This window comes from Pedobacter yulinensis (genome assembly GCF_003029735.1).
Lineage (GTDB): Bacteria > Bacteroidota > Bacteroidia > Sphingobacteriales > Sphingobacteriaceae > Pedobacter > Pedobacter yulinensis.
The window spans coordinates 421,502-436,739 of sequence record NZ_KZ686270.1; the positions used below are offsets into that span (position 1 = coordinate 421,502).

Genomic DNA, 15,238 nt, shown 5'->3' on the forward strand with positions numbered 1-15,238 from the left:
TTTTGTTGTTAAGCCAGCAGGCCCGGATTCTGCTGATAGGTTTTCCACAGCAGTTCGCCAAAAAGCGTGTTTGACCAGGCAAACCAGGACCGCGTGAACTTTTTCGGATCATCTTTGTGAAAAGACTCGTGCATGAAGCCGGTATCGCCATGGGTCTTCTGCAATGTTTTAATACACGTTCTGATCTCTTCAGGATTGTCTGAAGTTAATGCCCGCATCGTGATGCTCATAGGCCAGATCATGTCAAGGCCAATGTGCGGACCTCCGATGCCCTCTGCCGCAGAACCTTTGAAGAAAAACGGATTCTCTTCAGACAGCACATATTTCCTGGTGTTCTGGTAAACGGGATCGTTCGCAGGAACGCCGCCAAGATAGGGCAGCGACAGTAAGCTTGGCACATTGGCGTCATCCATCAGGTTGTAACTGCCAAAACCGTTTACTTCGAAGGCATACACCTTGCCAAATTTCGGATGAGATACCACTGCATGTTCTTTCAGTGCATTTTCAACTTCTGCAGCCAGGGCCTGAAGCCTTGATGCCAGGTCCTGGTCTTTTGAAATGCTGGCAACCATTTCGGCAGCCTGTTTCAAACTGGTAACAGCAAAAAAGTTAGAGGGAATGAGGTAAGGATAAATCGTTGCATCATCGCTCGGGCGGAACATAGAGCAGATCAGCCCGACCGGTTTTACAGGGTACCCGTATCCATTCATCGGGATACCGTCTGTTGCCCAGGCTGTTTTGCGCTGGAATTTGTAAGGGCCCAGGTTCGTTTTACGCTGTTGCTCGATGAATGTTTTTAATGTGGCTTCAATACCGCTCTTCCAGGCAGCGTCAAATGGCATTGTATCGCCGGTTTCCTTCCAGTAATGGTAAGCAAGGCGAATTGGGTAACAAAGTGAATCGATTTCCCATTTGCGTTCGTGAATACCGGGTTTCATATCTGTGAGGTCGGTTTTCCATTCGCCCTGTTTATTGGGATCGCCGTAAAAAGCGTTGGCATACGGATCTTTCAACACGCATTTGGTCTGGTGAATAATAACCCCGGCAATCAGTGCCTTGAGTTCTTTATCTTTATTCATGAACTGCAGGTACGGCCAAACCTGTGCAGAACTGTCGCGCAGCCACATGGCGTCGATGTCGCCGGTTATCACATAGGTGTCTGGACGACCGTCCAGCTGTTTATGGTAAACGGTCGTATCAAGTGTGTTTGGAAAGCAATTTTCAAACAGCCAGGTAAGTTCAGGATTCTTGACCTTCGACTGGAATGTTTTGATGGCAGCATCTACAGACTTGCTTCTGAAATGCCGCTTCTCAGGACTAACCCTGACAACCGGAAACTGCGGCGCCGCCGCAAAAGACAATTTACTGGCCATCAGTCCGGCACCTAACACGCCGGTTTGCTTAATAAAGGTTCTTCGTATCATACGTTAAAAATAGAAAAACTGCGGTATATAAAAACGATTTATCCCGCTTTTTTTACAGGAATTGCCTCCTGAATATGCCAGGTTACCGCAACCCGCCGCCTTTGCTTGACACACCGCCTGTTTAAACACAGGTATTTAACCACTGAATACCAGCGCCGCCTGGCTGGAATAACAAAAAAGGTGTCCGCAGACACCTTTTTCAGATTTTAATAGCCTTCATTCTGAACGAGCTTCGGATTTAATGACCGCTGCTGTTGTGGAATTGGAAACAACTTGCGTATCGGGGAAGTTGGCTGATGATCCCACCATGACGCCGTATTAAATTTACCAAAGCGAATCAGGTCGGTACGCCTGAACCCTTCAAAAATAAATTCCCGGCCACGCTCTTCCAGCAGCTCGTCAAGTGTCAATGTTGCCGTTGTATAGGCCCTGTTACCCCAATTGGCTTCAGAAAATGCCCTTCTTTTACAGTCATTTATGAGCTGTACAGCCTCGGCGGTTGCTGTTCCGCCATTTTTACGCATAATCGCTTCTGCCTTGGCAAAGTAAATCCAGGTGAGCCGATAGACATTCCAGTCGGTATTGTTGTAGTTGGGATTCGGATCCATCTTCACACCATTTACTACGCCCGGCAGAGAGTTGCCTAATCTATATTTATTAAAACGTACGCCGCTATTCTCCTCTCCCTCGCTCATGTTTGAAACCGTCGATCCGGCTTTATTACGCCTGATGTTGTCAACAAACACGAGTTGCTGACCATTATACTCTTCTGATCCCGTCACAGGGGTTCCGTCTGCGAACTTAACTTGGGGGCCTATTGACAGCCAGGTCGATTTACGCAGATCTGTATCATCATATTTAACATAATTGCCCGGCACTACGACTACCGCGTCATTTCCATTCCGGCCACCGCCATAGATTTCCCGTTGCTTGAAATGGTAAAACTCACTTGGCCATGAAGGCTCAAACTTAGCCTTCGAGTAATCGTACGCAATGGAGAATATCACCTCTTTCGATAAGTCGTTATCTGGTTTGTAGGTGTCGGTAATATTGGGGTCCAGTTGCATTGCCCCATTTTGCCCGCCAGCCGCTCCGGAGATCAGTTTATCTGCAGCAGCTATGCAGTCATCCCAGCGGGCTGTGCCAGTCCATGCCTCGGCATTCAGGTATAGCTCAACCAGCATGGCATAACCGCTGGCTTGCGTCATCCGGCCCAGCATGGCACGCGATAGTTTTGGAGCTTTTTCTATGTTTTCTTTGATTTCTTTCTCAATAAATGCAAAGACGTCCTTACGCGGAACGGTCGTCGGTAACTCTTCGTTGCTGCTGGCAGGCACGCTGGTCACAACAGGGATGTTTCCAAACAGATCCATAAGCTTCAGGTAGTGAAAAGCACGAAGCAATTTCAATTCGGCGATATAAGACTCTTTTTCGGCCTGGGTAATTCCCATTTGTCCGATATCACGTTTTCCGATATTATCGATGGGGTCGTTACAAAGCCCCATACCCCAATACATTAAGCTCCAGGCATTATTGATAAAGTCATCATCAACTGTCCAGGTATGGTAATGTAACCGTTTCCACTTTCCGCCATCTTCTCCGTGACGACCTTTTGTTGGCCAGGCAAGTTGATCTGCAGATAACTCACTCATCTCCCACCAGTTTCTCTGGTCGGCTGGTGTCACCCAGGCATTCGCATGGGTATATGGCCGGAGCACGGCAGAAAGCACTTCATTTTTGTTATTATAGAATTTTTCGCTCAGCAACTGATCGTAGGCATTTTCATCAAGTTTGGTACAAGATCCTGCCAGGCTCAGCACGGCTGTTGCAGCGAGATATACAGCTAATTTTTTCATTTCAGTAGAGATTAAAATCCGACATTTAAACCAAACAGGAAGGAGCGCGTAGTCGGGTAAGGACCACGGCTATCAATACCCGGGCCCAGGCCGGTGTCCTGGATAAAATCCGGATCATTACCGGTATATCCGGTGATAGTGGCCAGATTCTGCCCCGTGGCGTACACCCGAACGCTGTTGATGTACTTGTTTTGTTTGATTTTGAAACGGTAACCGAAAGTTACCTCGTCAATTTTCACATGGCTTCCGCTTTCCAGGTAGTAATCTGAATACATGTAGGTATCACTGATGCCTGCGTACTTTGTAAAGGTATTCCTGAGCAGGTTTCCGCTCCAGGTACGGTTGCCATATGTAATCGCTGTTGTATTCAGGATATCATAGTCAAACCGGCCGCGCAGAAATATCCGCAGGTCGAAGTTCTTATAAGTGAAGTTGTTCGTTAGAGATGCATAATACTTAGGAATTGCGTTTCCGATTGGCGCAAGATCACTAAGGCTGCGGTCACGTGAAGGGTTAATCCGATCGTTGGTCACAGCCTCCCCGTTTCGGTTCCAGAAAAGCCATTTTCCTTCCGGAGTGAAACCGGCAAAGCGTTTTCCATAAAACTCGCCGAGCCTGCCGCCTTCGAATGTGGTGATTGCGTTCCCGAGCGCACCTGCTCCTCCGATGCCGCCAAACTCGATATATTCTCTGGTATAGAGCGAATTGGAATATGAATCAAGTGTATTGCGTAATGTACTGGCCGTCATATCCAGACTCCAGGAAAAATCTTTACGCTTAATCGCTGCGTAGCTGAGGGCAAGTTCAATACCTTTAGAAGAAATCTGTCCGACATTGGTATAAATCTCAGATCTGATATACGGTGGTTGCGGTGTGGTATACGTATCAAGCAGGTCGCTGGTGGTCCGGTTGAACACATCAATAGAACCGCTTAATTTGCTGTTCAGCAACGTGAAATCAAGACCAATATTGGTTTCCTTCTTTTTTTCGAAACGCAGATCAGGATTCGGATTGCGGTCTGGCCCGTACGTTTCGCGGTAACTGCCATCCGGGTACAGATATTTTCCGCCGCGTCCCAGTGTTAACCGAGATGCATTGTTTGCAAAGCCGGAATTCCCTGTAACACCATAACCTGCACGAAGCTTCAGGAAATTGACCCACTTCACATTCTTCATAAAGTCTTCCTGGCTGATGTTCCAGCCTACAGATACGGCTGGGAAATTCCCCCATTTGTTGTTCGCGCCAAACCTTGAGGAACCCTCCCGGCGCAAGATTGCCTGGGCAAGGTATTTACCCATAAACGTATAATTTACCCGACCGAAGAAAGCGATGAGCGTATTGTCATTCTTAAAACTGCTCATGTTTGCTTTGCCATCGATCAGGGCTGTTCCGTCGCTTAAGTTATTTTCTTCAAACTGGTCGTTCAAAAACCCGCGGTTGTCCATAGACTGACCTTCCTCAACATGGTACCGGTAACTGTAACCGGCAACCGCAGAAAAAGTGTGCGACTCACCTACGTTTCCATTGTACTGCAGTGTCGGTTCGAAAGCATAATCCTGGAAAAGAGCCGTTCCCTTCGAAGCATAGCCTCCGCCCGGATAATCTGAATTTTCCTGTGAATCCTCACTGGCCAGGGTTCGGTAACTCGCGTCAATATAGCTGTCACGCTGGATCGATCCAAAAACAGAGCCTTTTAGGCCCTTGAAAATATCAATGTCGACCTTGGCATCGGCAGAACTGGTCTGCTGTTTCCGGCCATTGGTTTCCTGGAAAAGGCGGGCATACTGGTTCGTACTTTGCGTATCGAAGCGGTAACTTCCGTCAGGATTAAAGTTTGACAAAGTCGGATTTTTAGTAGCATCTTCTTCCCAGCCGCCACCGCCAAGCAGATTTGCATGGTTAGTATTCGTAACCAGGTTGAGCTGCACATTTACCTTATCGTCGAACGCTTTTTGATTAACATTCAGGCGCAGTGTGTATTCTTTGCGGTTGTTTTCGAGTGCGATGCCCTGCAGGTCCCGATAGTTCACACTTGCGCGGTAATTTGTTTTGTCTGTACCACCGCTAAGTGCCAGGTTGTGGTTCTGAGACAGGTTGCTGTGATTCACGAGCTCATCGAAAAAGTCGGTTGAGTTGCCAAAATCCTGCTGCCTGATCTGACCCTCGGCTATTTTCTGTCTAAACTCGTCTGCCGAAAGAAAATCCGGCCGGTTGTAAATAAATTCTTTACGTGCATATGCTGAGTAATTTACGGTTGGTTTTCCGGGCTTTCCTTTTTTAGTTGTGATCAGGATAACGCCTGCATTGGCGCTCGTCCCATAGATTGCAGCTCCCGAACCATCTTTCAACACGTCAACCGACAGAATATCGTCCTGCTGCAACAGGTCAGGATTTCCTCCAGGAATGCCGTCAATAACAAACAGCGGGCTTGCGCTCCCTTTAACAGATACAACTCCGCGCAATTGTACGCTGGTGCCTGAATTGGGATTAGATCCACTGGTACGTGTAATCTGTAAACCTGCCACCTTTCCCTGGATGAGGTCAAGCGGATTTCTGGCGCCGCTCTGTCTGAACTGAGCGGTATCAAGGTGCGCAACAGATGAGGTGACCTCCTTCTGCCTGAGCGTACCGTAACCCACCACGACTACGTCGTTCAAGTTGTTGTTGCCCGAAGGTGTTAGTTTGATACTAAGCGGAGCCTGTCCCGAACCGGCAGGCCGTGCCAACGGCTCATAACCGATAAAACTGAAAGCGAGGATACTGTTTGCATTCGGAACGGCGATCGAAAATTTTCCGCTTGCATCTGTAACTGTTCCTTTCTGCGGATTGCTTTGAAGTCTGACGCTAACGCCAGGCATCGGAACTCCTTTTTCATCCACAACGACACCGCTGACCGTTTGCTGTGCTGACGCGGCTGCAGCCGGCTGTGCCGGCTTTTTAGTGGAGTCCTGTGCAGGAGTTTGTCTGGTGGTGTCTTGCACCTGCCGGAAATGACCGGCTTTTGATGCGAGATGGCCCCGGGCCATCATGGTCTTGCCAGCAGCGTCTGCAGACAAACAGACACTGCACAGAGCGGCAAGCCCTGCAATTTTGGGTAGATAGTTTTTCATTGGCGATTGGTATATATGTTCTTTAGTGGAGATGGCAGGATGTAATTTATTGGCTCATACGCGGTTGGTTAATTGTAACTGCTCATTTTGTTGGTTGTCACACAATTTTCAGGCTAGCAACATTACTTAAACGTTTTAGTTCAGGCAAAAATTTCACTGTACACCTACTTTTTTTAAAAAAGATGTAACAGTTAAGACGGAAGAATTTTGAAAACAGCCTTTATTTTGCCGAAACTGAAAAAGGCCGGCCGGCCATGCCGGCTGCGCGCTGCTTATTGGGTGTGGATTGCATGTCGAGCTCCAGCACCCCACCTGCCAGTAATTCCTGGTGCCGTAAATAATTCCTGTTAAAAGGTTTTCCGTTCAGGCTCGCCCTGGTGATGTAAACGTGTTCTGCATTATTGGCTGGCGCCTTAATGATAAATTTTTTACCATTTTCCAGGCTGATCGTGATTTTACGGAATGCCGGGCTACCCAGCACATATTCATCTGTACCCGGGCAAACGCTGTAAAAACCCAGTGCACTGAGCACGTACCAGGAACTGGTTTGTCCCTGGTCTTCGTCGCCGGGATATCCATTTTCACTGGCATCATATAGTTTCCGCATGACCTCTCGGGCATGATATTGTGTTTTCCATGGCTGCCCTGCATAATTGTACAAGTAAACCATGTGCTGGATAGGCTGGTTCCCGTGCGCATACTGCCCCATGTTCGCCATAACCATTTCTGTCATTTCGTGGATCATGCCGCCATATGTACCGACGTTCACCCGGTTCGGTTCGGTAAAAACAGAATCCAGCTTAGCGGTGAAATTTTTCTCTCCGCCCATCAGATCAATAAGACCGCTTACATCGTGAAAGACCGACCACTGCCAGTGCCAGGCATTGCCTTCGGTATAGGGGCCGCCCCACTCTGCCGGATCAAAATTGCTTGTCCATTTGCCATCTTTATCCCGACCCCGCATAAACCGGGTTGCCGGGTCGTAAACGTTTTTATACCGGAACATCCGGCGGCCAAACAGATCCTCGTAATGCTTATTACCAGTCATACGCGCCAGCTGGTAGCCGCAAAAGTCGTCATACGCATATTCAAGCGTTTTTGCTGTCGCTTCCCGCACCTGCGGGTAGGGCACATAACCCAGCGCTTCATATTCCTTGTAGCCATCGCGGCCGTTCGCCGGTCCCCAGGGTCCTTTGTTGCCTGATTCATGTTCATAGGCTCTTAAGGCTTCCGCCGGATCGAACGTTCGGACTCCTTTGGCCCAGGCATCTGCAAACAGCGAAATGGCATGGTTGCCGATCATGCTCCCCGCTTCGCTGGGAAACGACCAGGAAGGCAGCCAGCCACACTGTTTCCAGGCATCGAGCATGGCCTGCATGTACCTGCCGTGCATGGTTGGGTGAAGCAGGGCATTCAAAGGGAACTGCGCACGGAAAGTATCCCAAAAGCCGGTGTCTGTGAACATATACCCGGGATGTACCTGCCCGTCGTAAGGACTGAAATAAACAGGCTGACCTTTGGAATCAATTTCGTAAAACTTGCGGGAAAACAGGCTGGCACGGAAAAAGCAGGAGTAAAATGTTTCCTTGTCGGCCTTACTGCCACCTTCAACAAGAATTTGCCCCAGTTGTTTATTCCATACCTTCCCCGCTCGGGCAATTGTCGTTTCTATCATTTTATCGGCGCCCAATTCGCGTTTCAAGTTGAGCTCTGCCTGCTCCAGGCTGATGTATGAGGAGGCAGTCTTTACCTGCACGGTCGTGCCTGGCGCAAATTGAAGGTATGCACCCTTTCCCTTGCCTGTAGCGGTTGTCTGACCATGATCTATTGTATTTTTTTGATTCTCCCAGGTACCGAACGATTTGAACGGGCGGTCAAAATAAATCACAAAAAAACTTTTCCAGCCCCGTTTAAAGCCGGCTCCATTATTTACAAAGCCGGTTATTTTGCGGTTTGCCGGATCAATTTTTACTTCGCTCAAACCTATGTACCCGTCCAGTACCAGATATCCCTTGTGGTTTTTCGGAAAAGAAAATCGCAAATGTGCCCCGCGGGTACTGGGCGCAATGGCTGTTGTTATGCCGTTATCAAACATAACACGGTAATGATTGGGCCGGGCAGTTTCATTCCGGTGACTGAATTTTGCCGCACGCTTGTCCTGGTCGACTACCAGACTGTCAAGCACAGGCATCATTGAAAAAACGGCATAATCCCGGGTCCATGAGCTGCACTGATGCGCCTGTTGAAATCCCCTGATCCGATCGAGGAAATATTGGTACTTCCAGCCATCTCCGTTCCTCCCGGTTTGCGGTGTCCAGGTATGCATGCCAAAGGGCAAGGATGTTGTCGGATACGTATTGCCCCGTGTCAGTTCATGCTTCGAATTAGTTCCCTGAAGGGTATTGACGTAATTAACCAGATCGTGTTGTCTGGCCTGTACATACAGCGGCAGCAGCACCGCAAGGAACCATCCCTTTTTTAACATACTTAATCGTTTTAGTACAAGTATAAATAATCTACCGCTTTTAGGCAATGGTATGCTGTCATGAAAAGAAGAGCAAATATCAAAAAGAAGCGCGTGTTAACATCGGCAGGCCTCAATGCGGTTTTTAAGAATATCAATGGGTTGCCTCGGCAAATGCAAGCCGGCCTCAAATGAGAGTGGACGGTCCTAATAACTTTACGCACGACTAATTAGTATAGCCGTTCTATTTCATCAGAAGTGCAGCAGTGATGTGCGCCAGCGGCAAAAAAAAAGAGATTGCCGAACCGGCAATCTCTTCCAGATGATTAATATTAAACCTTAGTTGTAACCAGGGTTTTGTGCCAGGTTGCCATTCAAGGTACGTTGTACCTGAGGGATAGGGAACAGCGTCCGGAATGCTTGAGAAGGCTGGTGGTCCCACCAGGTTGCGGTATGGAACTTACCAAAACGGATCAGGTCATTTCTGCGGAAGCCTTCGAAGATAAACTCGCGGCCACGTTCTGCCAGGAGTTCATCTAAAGTTAACGTAGCTGGGGTATATGCCCGGCCTGCCCAATTGGCAGCGGTATACGCACGGCTTTTACAAGCATTGATCAGATCGCACGCAGCTTGCGTAGCGGTACCACCGTTTTTGCGCATCAGTGCTTCTGCTTTAGCAAAATAAACCCAGGTTAGGCGATAAATGTTCCAGTCAGTGTTGTTATAGTTTGGATCTGCAGGAATTGCTACCCCATTTACCACACCCGGATTCTGGTTACCAAGCTTGTACTTATTAAAACGTACTCCACTGTTTTCTTCGCCTTCGCTCATGTTTGAAACAGTCGAACCTGTCTTATTTTTACGAATATTATCTACAAAAACGATTTGTTGACCGTCGTACTCGTTTCCTCCCGCAGCCAGCGCTGGCTGGCCATTATCGAAACGCACCATTGGTCCTTCAAGCAGCCAGGTGCGCTTGCGCAGATCTTGGTCCTCGAAGGTTGTAAACACACCGGGCACTACAACAACACCATCATTACCGTTCCGGTTGCCGCCATAGATAATACCTTGCTGGAAATGGTAAAATTCGCCGGTCCATGATGGCTGGAAATTCGCCCTTGGAAAGTCGTAGGCGATCGAGAAGATAACCTCTTTCGATAAATGGTTGGTCGGTTTGAACGGATCAGTGATGTTCGGGTCCAGAGCCATTGCGCCGTTCTGACCGCCGCCCGCTCCATTAATCAACTGGTCCGCAGCTGCGATACAATCATCCCATCTCGCTGTTCCTGTCCATACCTGCGCATTCAGATAAAGTTCTACCAGCATCGCATAACCACCGGCTCTTGTCATACGGCCGGTCATATCTGTAGAAAGCACAGGAACCTTATCGATATTATCTTTAATTTCCTTTTCGATGAACGCGAATACTTCAGCACGCGGACGTGTTTCAGGTTTCGCAGGAATGCCTACCTGTGTAACGACAGGAATGTTTCCGAAAAGATCCATGAGTTTCAGGTAGTGAAATGCCCGAAGCAATTTTAATTCGGCAACAAAAGCATCCTTCTCAGTTTGTGTAATACCCATTTGAGACAACGACCTTTTTTCCAGGTTCTCGATCGGATCATTACAAAGACCCATTCCCCAGTACATCAGCGACCAGGCATTGTTCAATGGTCCGTCATCACTCAGCCAGGTATGATAATGCAATCTCTTCCACTTTCCCCCGTCCTCACCATGGCGGCCTTTCGTTGGCCAGGCCAGCTGGTCTGCAGAAAGCTCAGCTGGGCGCCACCAGCCATCTTGGCCAGAAGGCGTAACCCACGCGTTCGCATGTGTATATGGCCGTAAAACAGCCGAAAGAACCTCAGTTTTATTGTTGTAAAAGTTGTCAGTGGTCAACTCATTGTAAATCCGCTGATCAAGTTTGGTACAGCTGTTTCCGAGCAGGGCCACTCCGGCCAGCAGGATTGTGCTTACTTTATTTGAAATTTTCATGTGTATTATTCGTTAAAATCCAAAGTTGACACCAAATAAGAATTGACGGGTCCATGGATATGGGCTTCTGCTGTCGATGCCTGGGCCGAGGCCAGTATCTTGAACTGTGTCAGGGTCATTTCCGGTATATTTTGTGAATGTAGCAAGGTTACTTCCGGTTGCATAAACACGCAGGTTACGGATGGTCTTGTTTGGTATCTTGAATGTATAACCAAGTGTTACCTCGTCCAGTTTCACAAAACTTCCTGACTCAATGTAGTAGTCTGAATACATATATGTATCCTTGATCTCATTGTATTTGGTAAAGGCAGTTCTGAGCAGGTTTCCTTGTGTTCCGTTCTTGTTTCCGTATGAGAGGGCAAGTGTATTCAGGATGTCGTAATCGAGCTTACTGCGCAGGAACACCCGAAGGTCAAAATTAGCGTAGGTGAAGTTGTTTGTGAGCGACAAATAATATTTTGGAATTGCATTACCAATTACGGCCAGGTCTGTCTGGTCTCTGAACACAGATGTATTGATCTGTGCATTGGAAACAACATTGCCGTCCTTGTTGAAGAAAGTCCATTTGCCATCAGGAGTAAAGCCAGCAAAACGTTTGCCCCAGAACTCGCCAAGTTTGCCGCCTTCGTAGGTCCGGATTGCGTCTCCAAGTGCACCAAAGCCGCCAATGCCGCCAAAGGTCTTCATATCACGTTTGTATTCATCATTCGAATACGCATCAAGCCTGTTATCAGTCGTACTTCCAATAAAGTCGATTGAGTAACGGAATTTGCTTGTGTTTACCACCTGATAATTCAGGGTAAGTTCAATACCTTTTGCAGAGATGGTACCAACATTGGTGTAGATTGAGCTTTGAATAAATGGAGGCTGTGGCGAAGTATACGTATCCAGGAGGTCTTTGGTAACCCGGTTGTACAATTCGATCGAACCGCTCAGGCGATTTTTAAGCACCGCAAAGTCAATCCCGATGTTTGTTTCCTGTTTTTTCTCCCAGCGCAGATTCGGATTCGGGTTTCTGCTTGGTCCATAAGTTTGCTGGTATTCGTCTCCGGGGAACCGGTACACACCACCACCGCCAAGGGTCACCATAGAAGCCGTGTTAGCAAATCCTGAGTTACCTGTTTCACCATAACCACCTCGCAATTTCAGGTTATTGACCCACTGAACATTTTTCATGAAGTTTTCTTCAGTAATATTCCAGGCACCTGAAAACGAAACAAAGTTTGCCCACCTGTTGTTGGCACCGAATTTTGACGATCCCTCCCTGCGGAAAGTAGCCTGAACAAAATATTTATCAGCAAAGCCATAATGAACCCTACTCAGAAAAGCGATCAGTGTATTGTCGCTCTTGCCGCTGCTGATGCCAATTGTGTTCAGCTTAATGGGAACGCTTCCGAGATTGTTTTCTTCAAATACGTCATTCAGGTAACCGCGGTTCCATGCACCAAAGTTCTCGCCCACTTCATACCGGTAAGAATAGCCGGCTAAAGCCTGGATCTTGTGCTGGCCAAAAGATTTGTTATAGTCTAAAGTTGGCTCAACACTAAAATTCTGGTTCAGAACACTTCCTTTCTCAGCGTAACCGCCGCCTGGGGATTCACCGTTCTCGATCGAATTCTGGCTGCCGCGCATCCTGTAAATGTTGTTTACATAGGAATCGCGTTGTACCGCACCAAAAACTGATGCACGTAAGCCGGAAATAATGTCAACATCAATTTTACCATCTACCGATGACGTTTGCTGCGAGCGCAGGTACTTTTCCTGCTCAAGTCTGGCAATTTCATTGGTTATATTCCGGGTAAACGCGAAACTGCCATCAGGTTTGTAATAAGACTCTGTCGGGTTTTTTACCAGAACAGTCTCCCAGCCACCACCCGCAATCAGGTTTGGATTGTTGTAGTTGGTCGCCACATTAAACTGTGCAGTGACACGGTCCTGAAAGCCTTTTTGAGTCAGGCTCAAACGAGCGCTGTATTCCCTGCGGTCGTTTTGTTTTGCGAAACCCTGGAGATCCCGGTAGTTCAGACTGACACGGTAGTTAGAGTTTGCTCCACCGCCAGAAACAGCGAAATTGTGATTATTCGAAATGTTATTTTTATTGATCAGGTCGTAGAAATAATCAAAGTCCCCGCCGTAATCCATCGCGCTATATTGCTTACTTGCAATCTTTTCTCGGAATTCTGCCGCATTCATGAAATCGGGACGCTCATTCAGGACTTCGTGGCGTACGTAAGCATTGTAATCAAATCGGGAAGGTCCGGCCTTTCCTTTCTTGGTTGTAATCAAAATTACACCCGCGTTGGCCCGCGTTCCATAAATCGCTGCCGCCGATCCATCTTTCAGCACACTGAAAGACTCGATATCATCCTGCTGTAGCAGATCAAGGTTACCGCCCGGAATACCGTCAATAACAATAAGCGGGCTACTTGCAACCGAAACCGAAGTAACACCCCGAAGCTGAATAGCGACACCAGAATTGGGATTGGTACCACTGGTACGGGTAAGTTGCAAGCCTGCTACTTTACCGATCAGGAGATCCATCGCACTACGCGCGCCACTTTGCCTGAACTGTGATGTATCGATCTTTGTAATGGCAGATGTTACCTCTTTGATATTTTGCGTACCATAACCAACAACCACCACCTCATCGAGTTTGTTGTCGGAAGAGGGCTGCATACCAAAGCTTATCACACTCCTGCCGCCCGGTTTTTCACTAATGGTTGTATAACCAATGTAAGTAAACACGAGCGTGTCATCGTTGCCCGCTTCGATGCGATATTTTCCGTTCGCGTCTGTTACAGTGGTCTTGCCTGTTACTGTGTTCCTAATGCTGACACCCGGCAGTGGTGCATCAGCTTCGTCCGTTACAGTTCCGGTAACCACTTTCTGAACCTGAATACCCGAAGGCTTCCAGGTAAGCCAATGACCCCAGGTGGCCCCTGAAGCATCAGCATACAACGGAGAACTGAACACAAGAAGTGAACATAACCCCGAAATCTTAAGTAAATTTACTTTCATCTAGATATTATTTTGGTTTTAATTGGCAACTTAGTCGTTTTATGAAATCGGATGGCTGGAACAATAGGAGATAGATTAGTGATAACAACAAGTATCACGTGCGCGGCTCAAGCGGGGGTGTCATGGTCTGAATGTTTGGTCTTAATATCTCGTTAAAACGATTTATTAAACGATTTTAGGAAAAATCCGCGAAACAAGCAAAAAATGACCTGTTTATATTGCAACGATTTTGTTACATTACAATAAATGCAGGCCGCAGGGTTATTTAGCCGCAGCAGTGGCTATGATGCCTGCTGCCGCCCGGCCTGAAGCACCAGGGAGCCCCAGCTTTTCGGCCAGTTCCTCATAACCAGTTAGTTGGTCGTTCCGCCCGGCTCCAGCCATTAGGGCGCGAAGCTCGGTTTCAATATGTGTCGGATTGCAGTCTTCCTGAATCAGCTCAGGAACGATCTTCCGGTCGGCGATGAGATTGACCAGGGAGATGAAACGTATTTTAACCAGCAAACGCGCAATGGCAACTGAAATAGCCGAACCTTTATAAACCACAACCTGGGGAACCTTAAAAATAGCCGTTTCGAGCGTCGCCGTGCCAGAGGCGACGACAGCTGCATGGGCCACAGCAAGCAGGTTGTAAGTATTGTTGTAGACAATTTCAAACCGGCGCGAACCGGCCACAGTCCGGTAATAAGATTCATCAAAATCGGGTGCCCCCGCCACCACAAACAGGTATTCCGGAAAACGATCGCTTACCGCCAGCATGTCCGGGAGCAAACGCTCGATTTCCTGCCTGCGGCTGCCCGGAAGCAGTGCAATGATCTTTTTACCAGCCAGCCCTTGTTTTTCAGCAAACCGGAGATCAGCTGAAAAACCAGCCACGGCATCCAGCAGCGGGTTTCCAACATAAGTAACCTCCATGCCCCAGCTTTTATAAAACTCAACCTCAAAAGGTAGAATACAGAACATGCGGTCAACAACCTTTTTAATATTCAGCACCCGTTTTTGGTTCCAGGCCCATACCTTTGGAGAAATGTAGAAACATACCGGAATGCCCTGCTCTTTTGCAAACTTTGCTATTTTCAGATTGAATCCCGGAAAGTCTATCAGCACCAGTACATCGGGCCGGTAGGCCACCAGGTCATTTTTACAGGCCGCGAGGTTTCTGAAAATGGTGCGAAGGTTAGCCAGGACCTCTACAAATCCCATAAAGGACATGTCGCGGTAGTGCTTTGCCAGCACACCGCCCTCGGCAAGCATTTTATCCCCACCAAAAAACCGGAACTCGGCCGCAGCATCCTGCTGTTTAATGGCCCGCATCAGGTTTGCGCCGTGCAGATCGCCCGAGGCCTCGCCGGCAACCAAGTAATATCTCAT

At 48.0% G+C, this 15,238-nt stretch carries 7 protein-coding genes; all 7 read right to left on the bottom strand.

Features of this window, described 5'->3' with window-relative positions:
• Nucleotides 1-8: 8 nt before the first annotated feature.
• The gene (locus C7T94_RS16385; protein ID WP_107216595.1) at nt 9-1,424 is read right to left on the bottom strand and encodes a glycoside hydrolase family 125 protein; all 1,416 of its coding nucleotides are present in this window, start codon (nt 1,422-1,424) and stop codon (nt 9-11) included.
• A gap of 206 nt (nt 1,425-1,630) precedes the next feature.
• Nucleotides 1,631-3,280, bottom strand: a complete 1,650-nt coding sequence (locus C7T94_RS16390; RefSeq protein ID WP_107216597.1) for a RagB/SusD family nutrient uptake outer membrane protein — start codon at nt 3,278-3,280, stop codon at nt 1,631-1,633.
• 11 nt (nt 3,281-3,291) lie between these two features.
• Nucleotides 3,292-6,390, bottom strand: coding sequence for a SusC/RagA family TonB-linked outer membrane protein (locus C7T94_RS16395; RefSeq protein ID WP_239495050.1), 3,099 nt, complete (start codon nt 6,388-6,390; stop codon nt 3,292-3,294).
• Between the two features lie 220 nt (nt 6,391-6,610).
• The gene (locus C7T94_RS16400) at nt 6,611-8,875 is read right to left on the bottom strand and encodes a GH92 family glycosyl hydrolase (protein WP_107216600.1); all 2,265 of its coding nucleotides are present in this window, start codon (nt 8,873-8,875) and stop codon (nt 6,611-6,613) included.
• Between the two features lie 318 nt (nt 8,876-9,193).
• Nucleotides 9,194-10,849 carry a RagB/SusD family nutrient uptake outer membrane protein gene (locus C7T94_RS16405; protein WP_107216602.1) on the bottom strand — a complete coding sequence of 552 codons (1,656 nt, stop codon included), beginning with the start codon at nt 10,847-10,849 and terminating at the stop codon, nt 9,194-9,196.
• 12 nt (nt 10,850-10,861) lie between these two features.
• Nucleotides 10,862-13,867, bottom strand: coding sequence for a SusC/RagA family TonB-linked outer membrane protein (locus C7T94_RS16410; RefSeq protein ID WP_107216604.1), 3,006 nt, complete (start codon nt 13,865-13,867; stop codon nt 10,862-10,864).
• Between the two features lie 261 nt (nt 13,868-14,128).
• Nucleotides 14,129-15,238: a lipid-A-disaccharide synthase gene (gene lpxB / locus C7T94_RS16415; RefSeq protein WP_107216606.1), complete on the bottom strand. Its 1,110-nt coding sequence runs from the start codon at nt 15,236-15,238 to the stop codon at nt 14,129-14,131.

Coding starts and splice junctions, on each gene's coding strand:
- C7T94_RS16405 (WP_107216602.1), bottom strand. CDS start 10,849: ATGAAAATTTCAAATAAAGTAAGCACAATCCTGCTGGCCGGAGTGGCC.
- lpxB (WP_107216606.1), bottom strand. CDS start 15,238: ATGAGATATTACTTGGTTGCCGGCGAGGCCTCGGGCGATCTGCACGGC.
- C7T94_RS16410 (WP_107216604.1), bottom strand. CDS start 13,867: ATGAAAGTAAATTTACTTAAGATTTCGGGGTTATGTTCACTTCTTGTG.
- C7T94_RS16400 (WP_107216600.1), bottom strand. CDS start 8,875: ATGTTAAAAAAGGGATGGTTCCTTGCGGTGCTGCTGCCGCTGTATGTA.
- C7T94_RS16385 (WP_107216595.1), bottom strand. CDS start 1,424: ATGATACGAAGAACCTTTATTAAGCAAACCGGCGTGTTAGGTGCCGGA.
- C7T94_RS16395 (WP_239495050.1), bottom strand. CDS start 6,390: ATGAAAAACTATCTACCCAAAATTGCAGGGCTTGCCGCTCTGTGCAGT.
- C7T94_RS16390 (WP_107216597.1), bottom strand. CDS start 3,280: ATGAAAAAATTAGCTGTATATCTCGCTGCAACAGCCGTGCTGAGCCTG.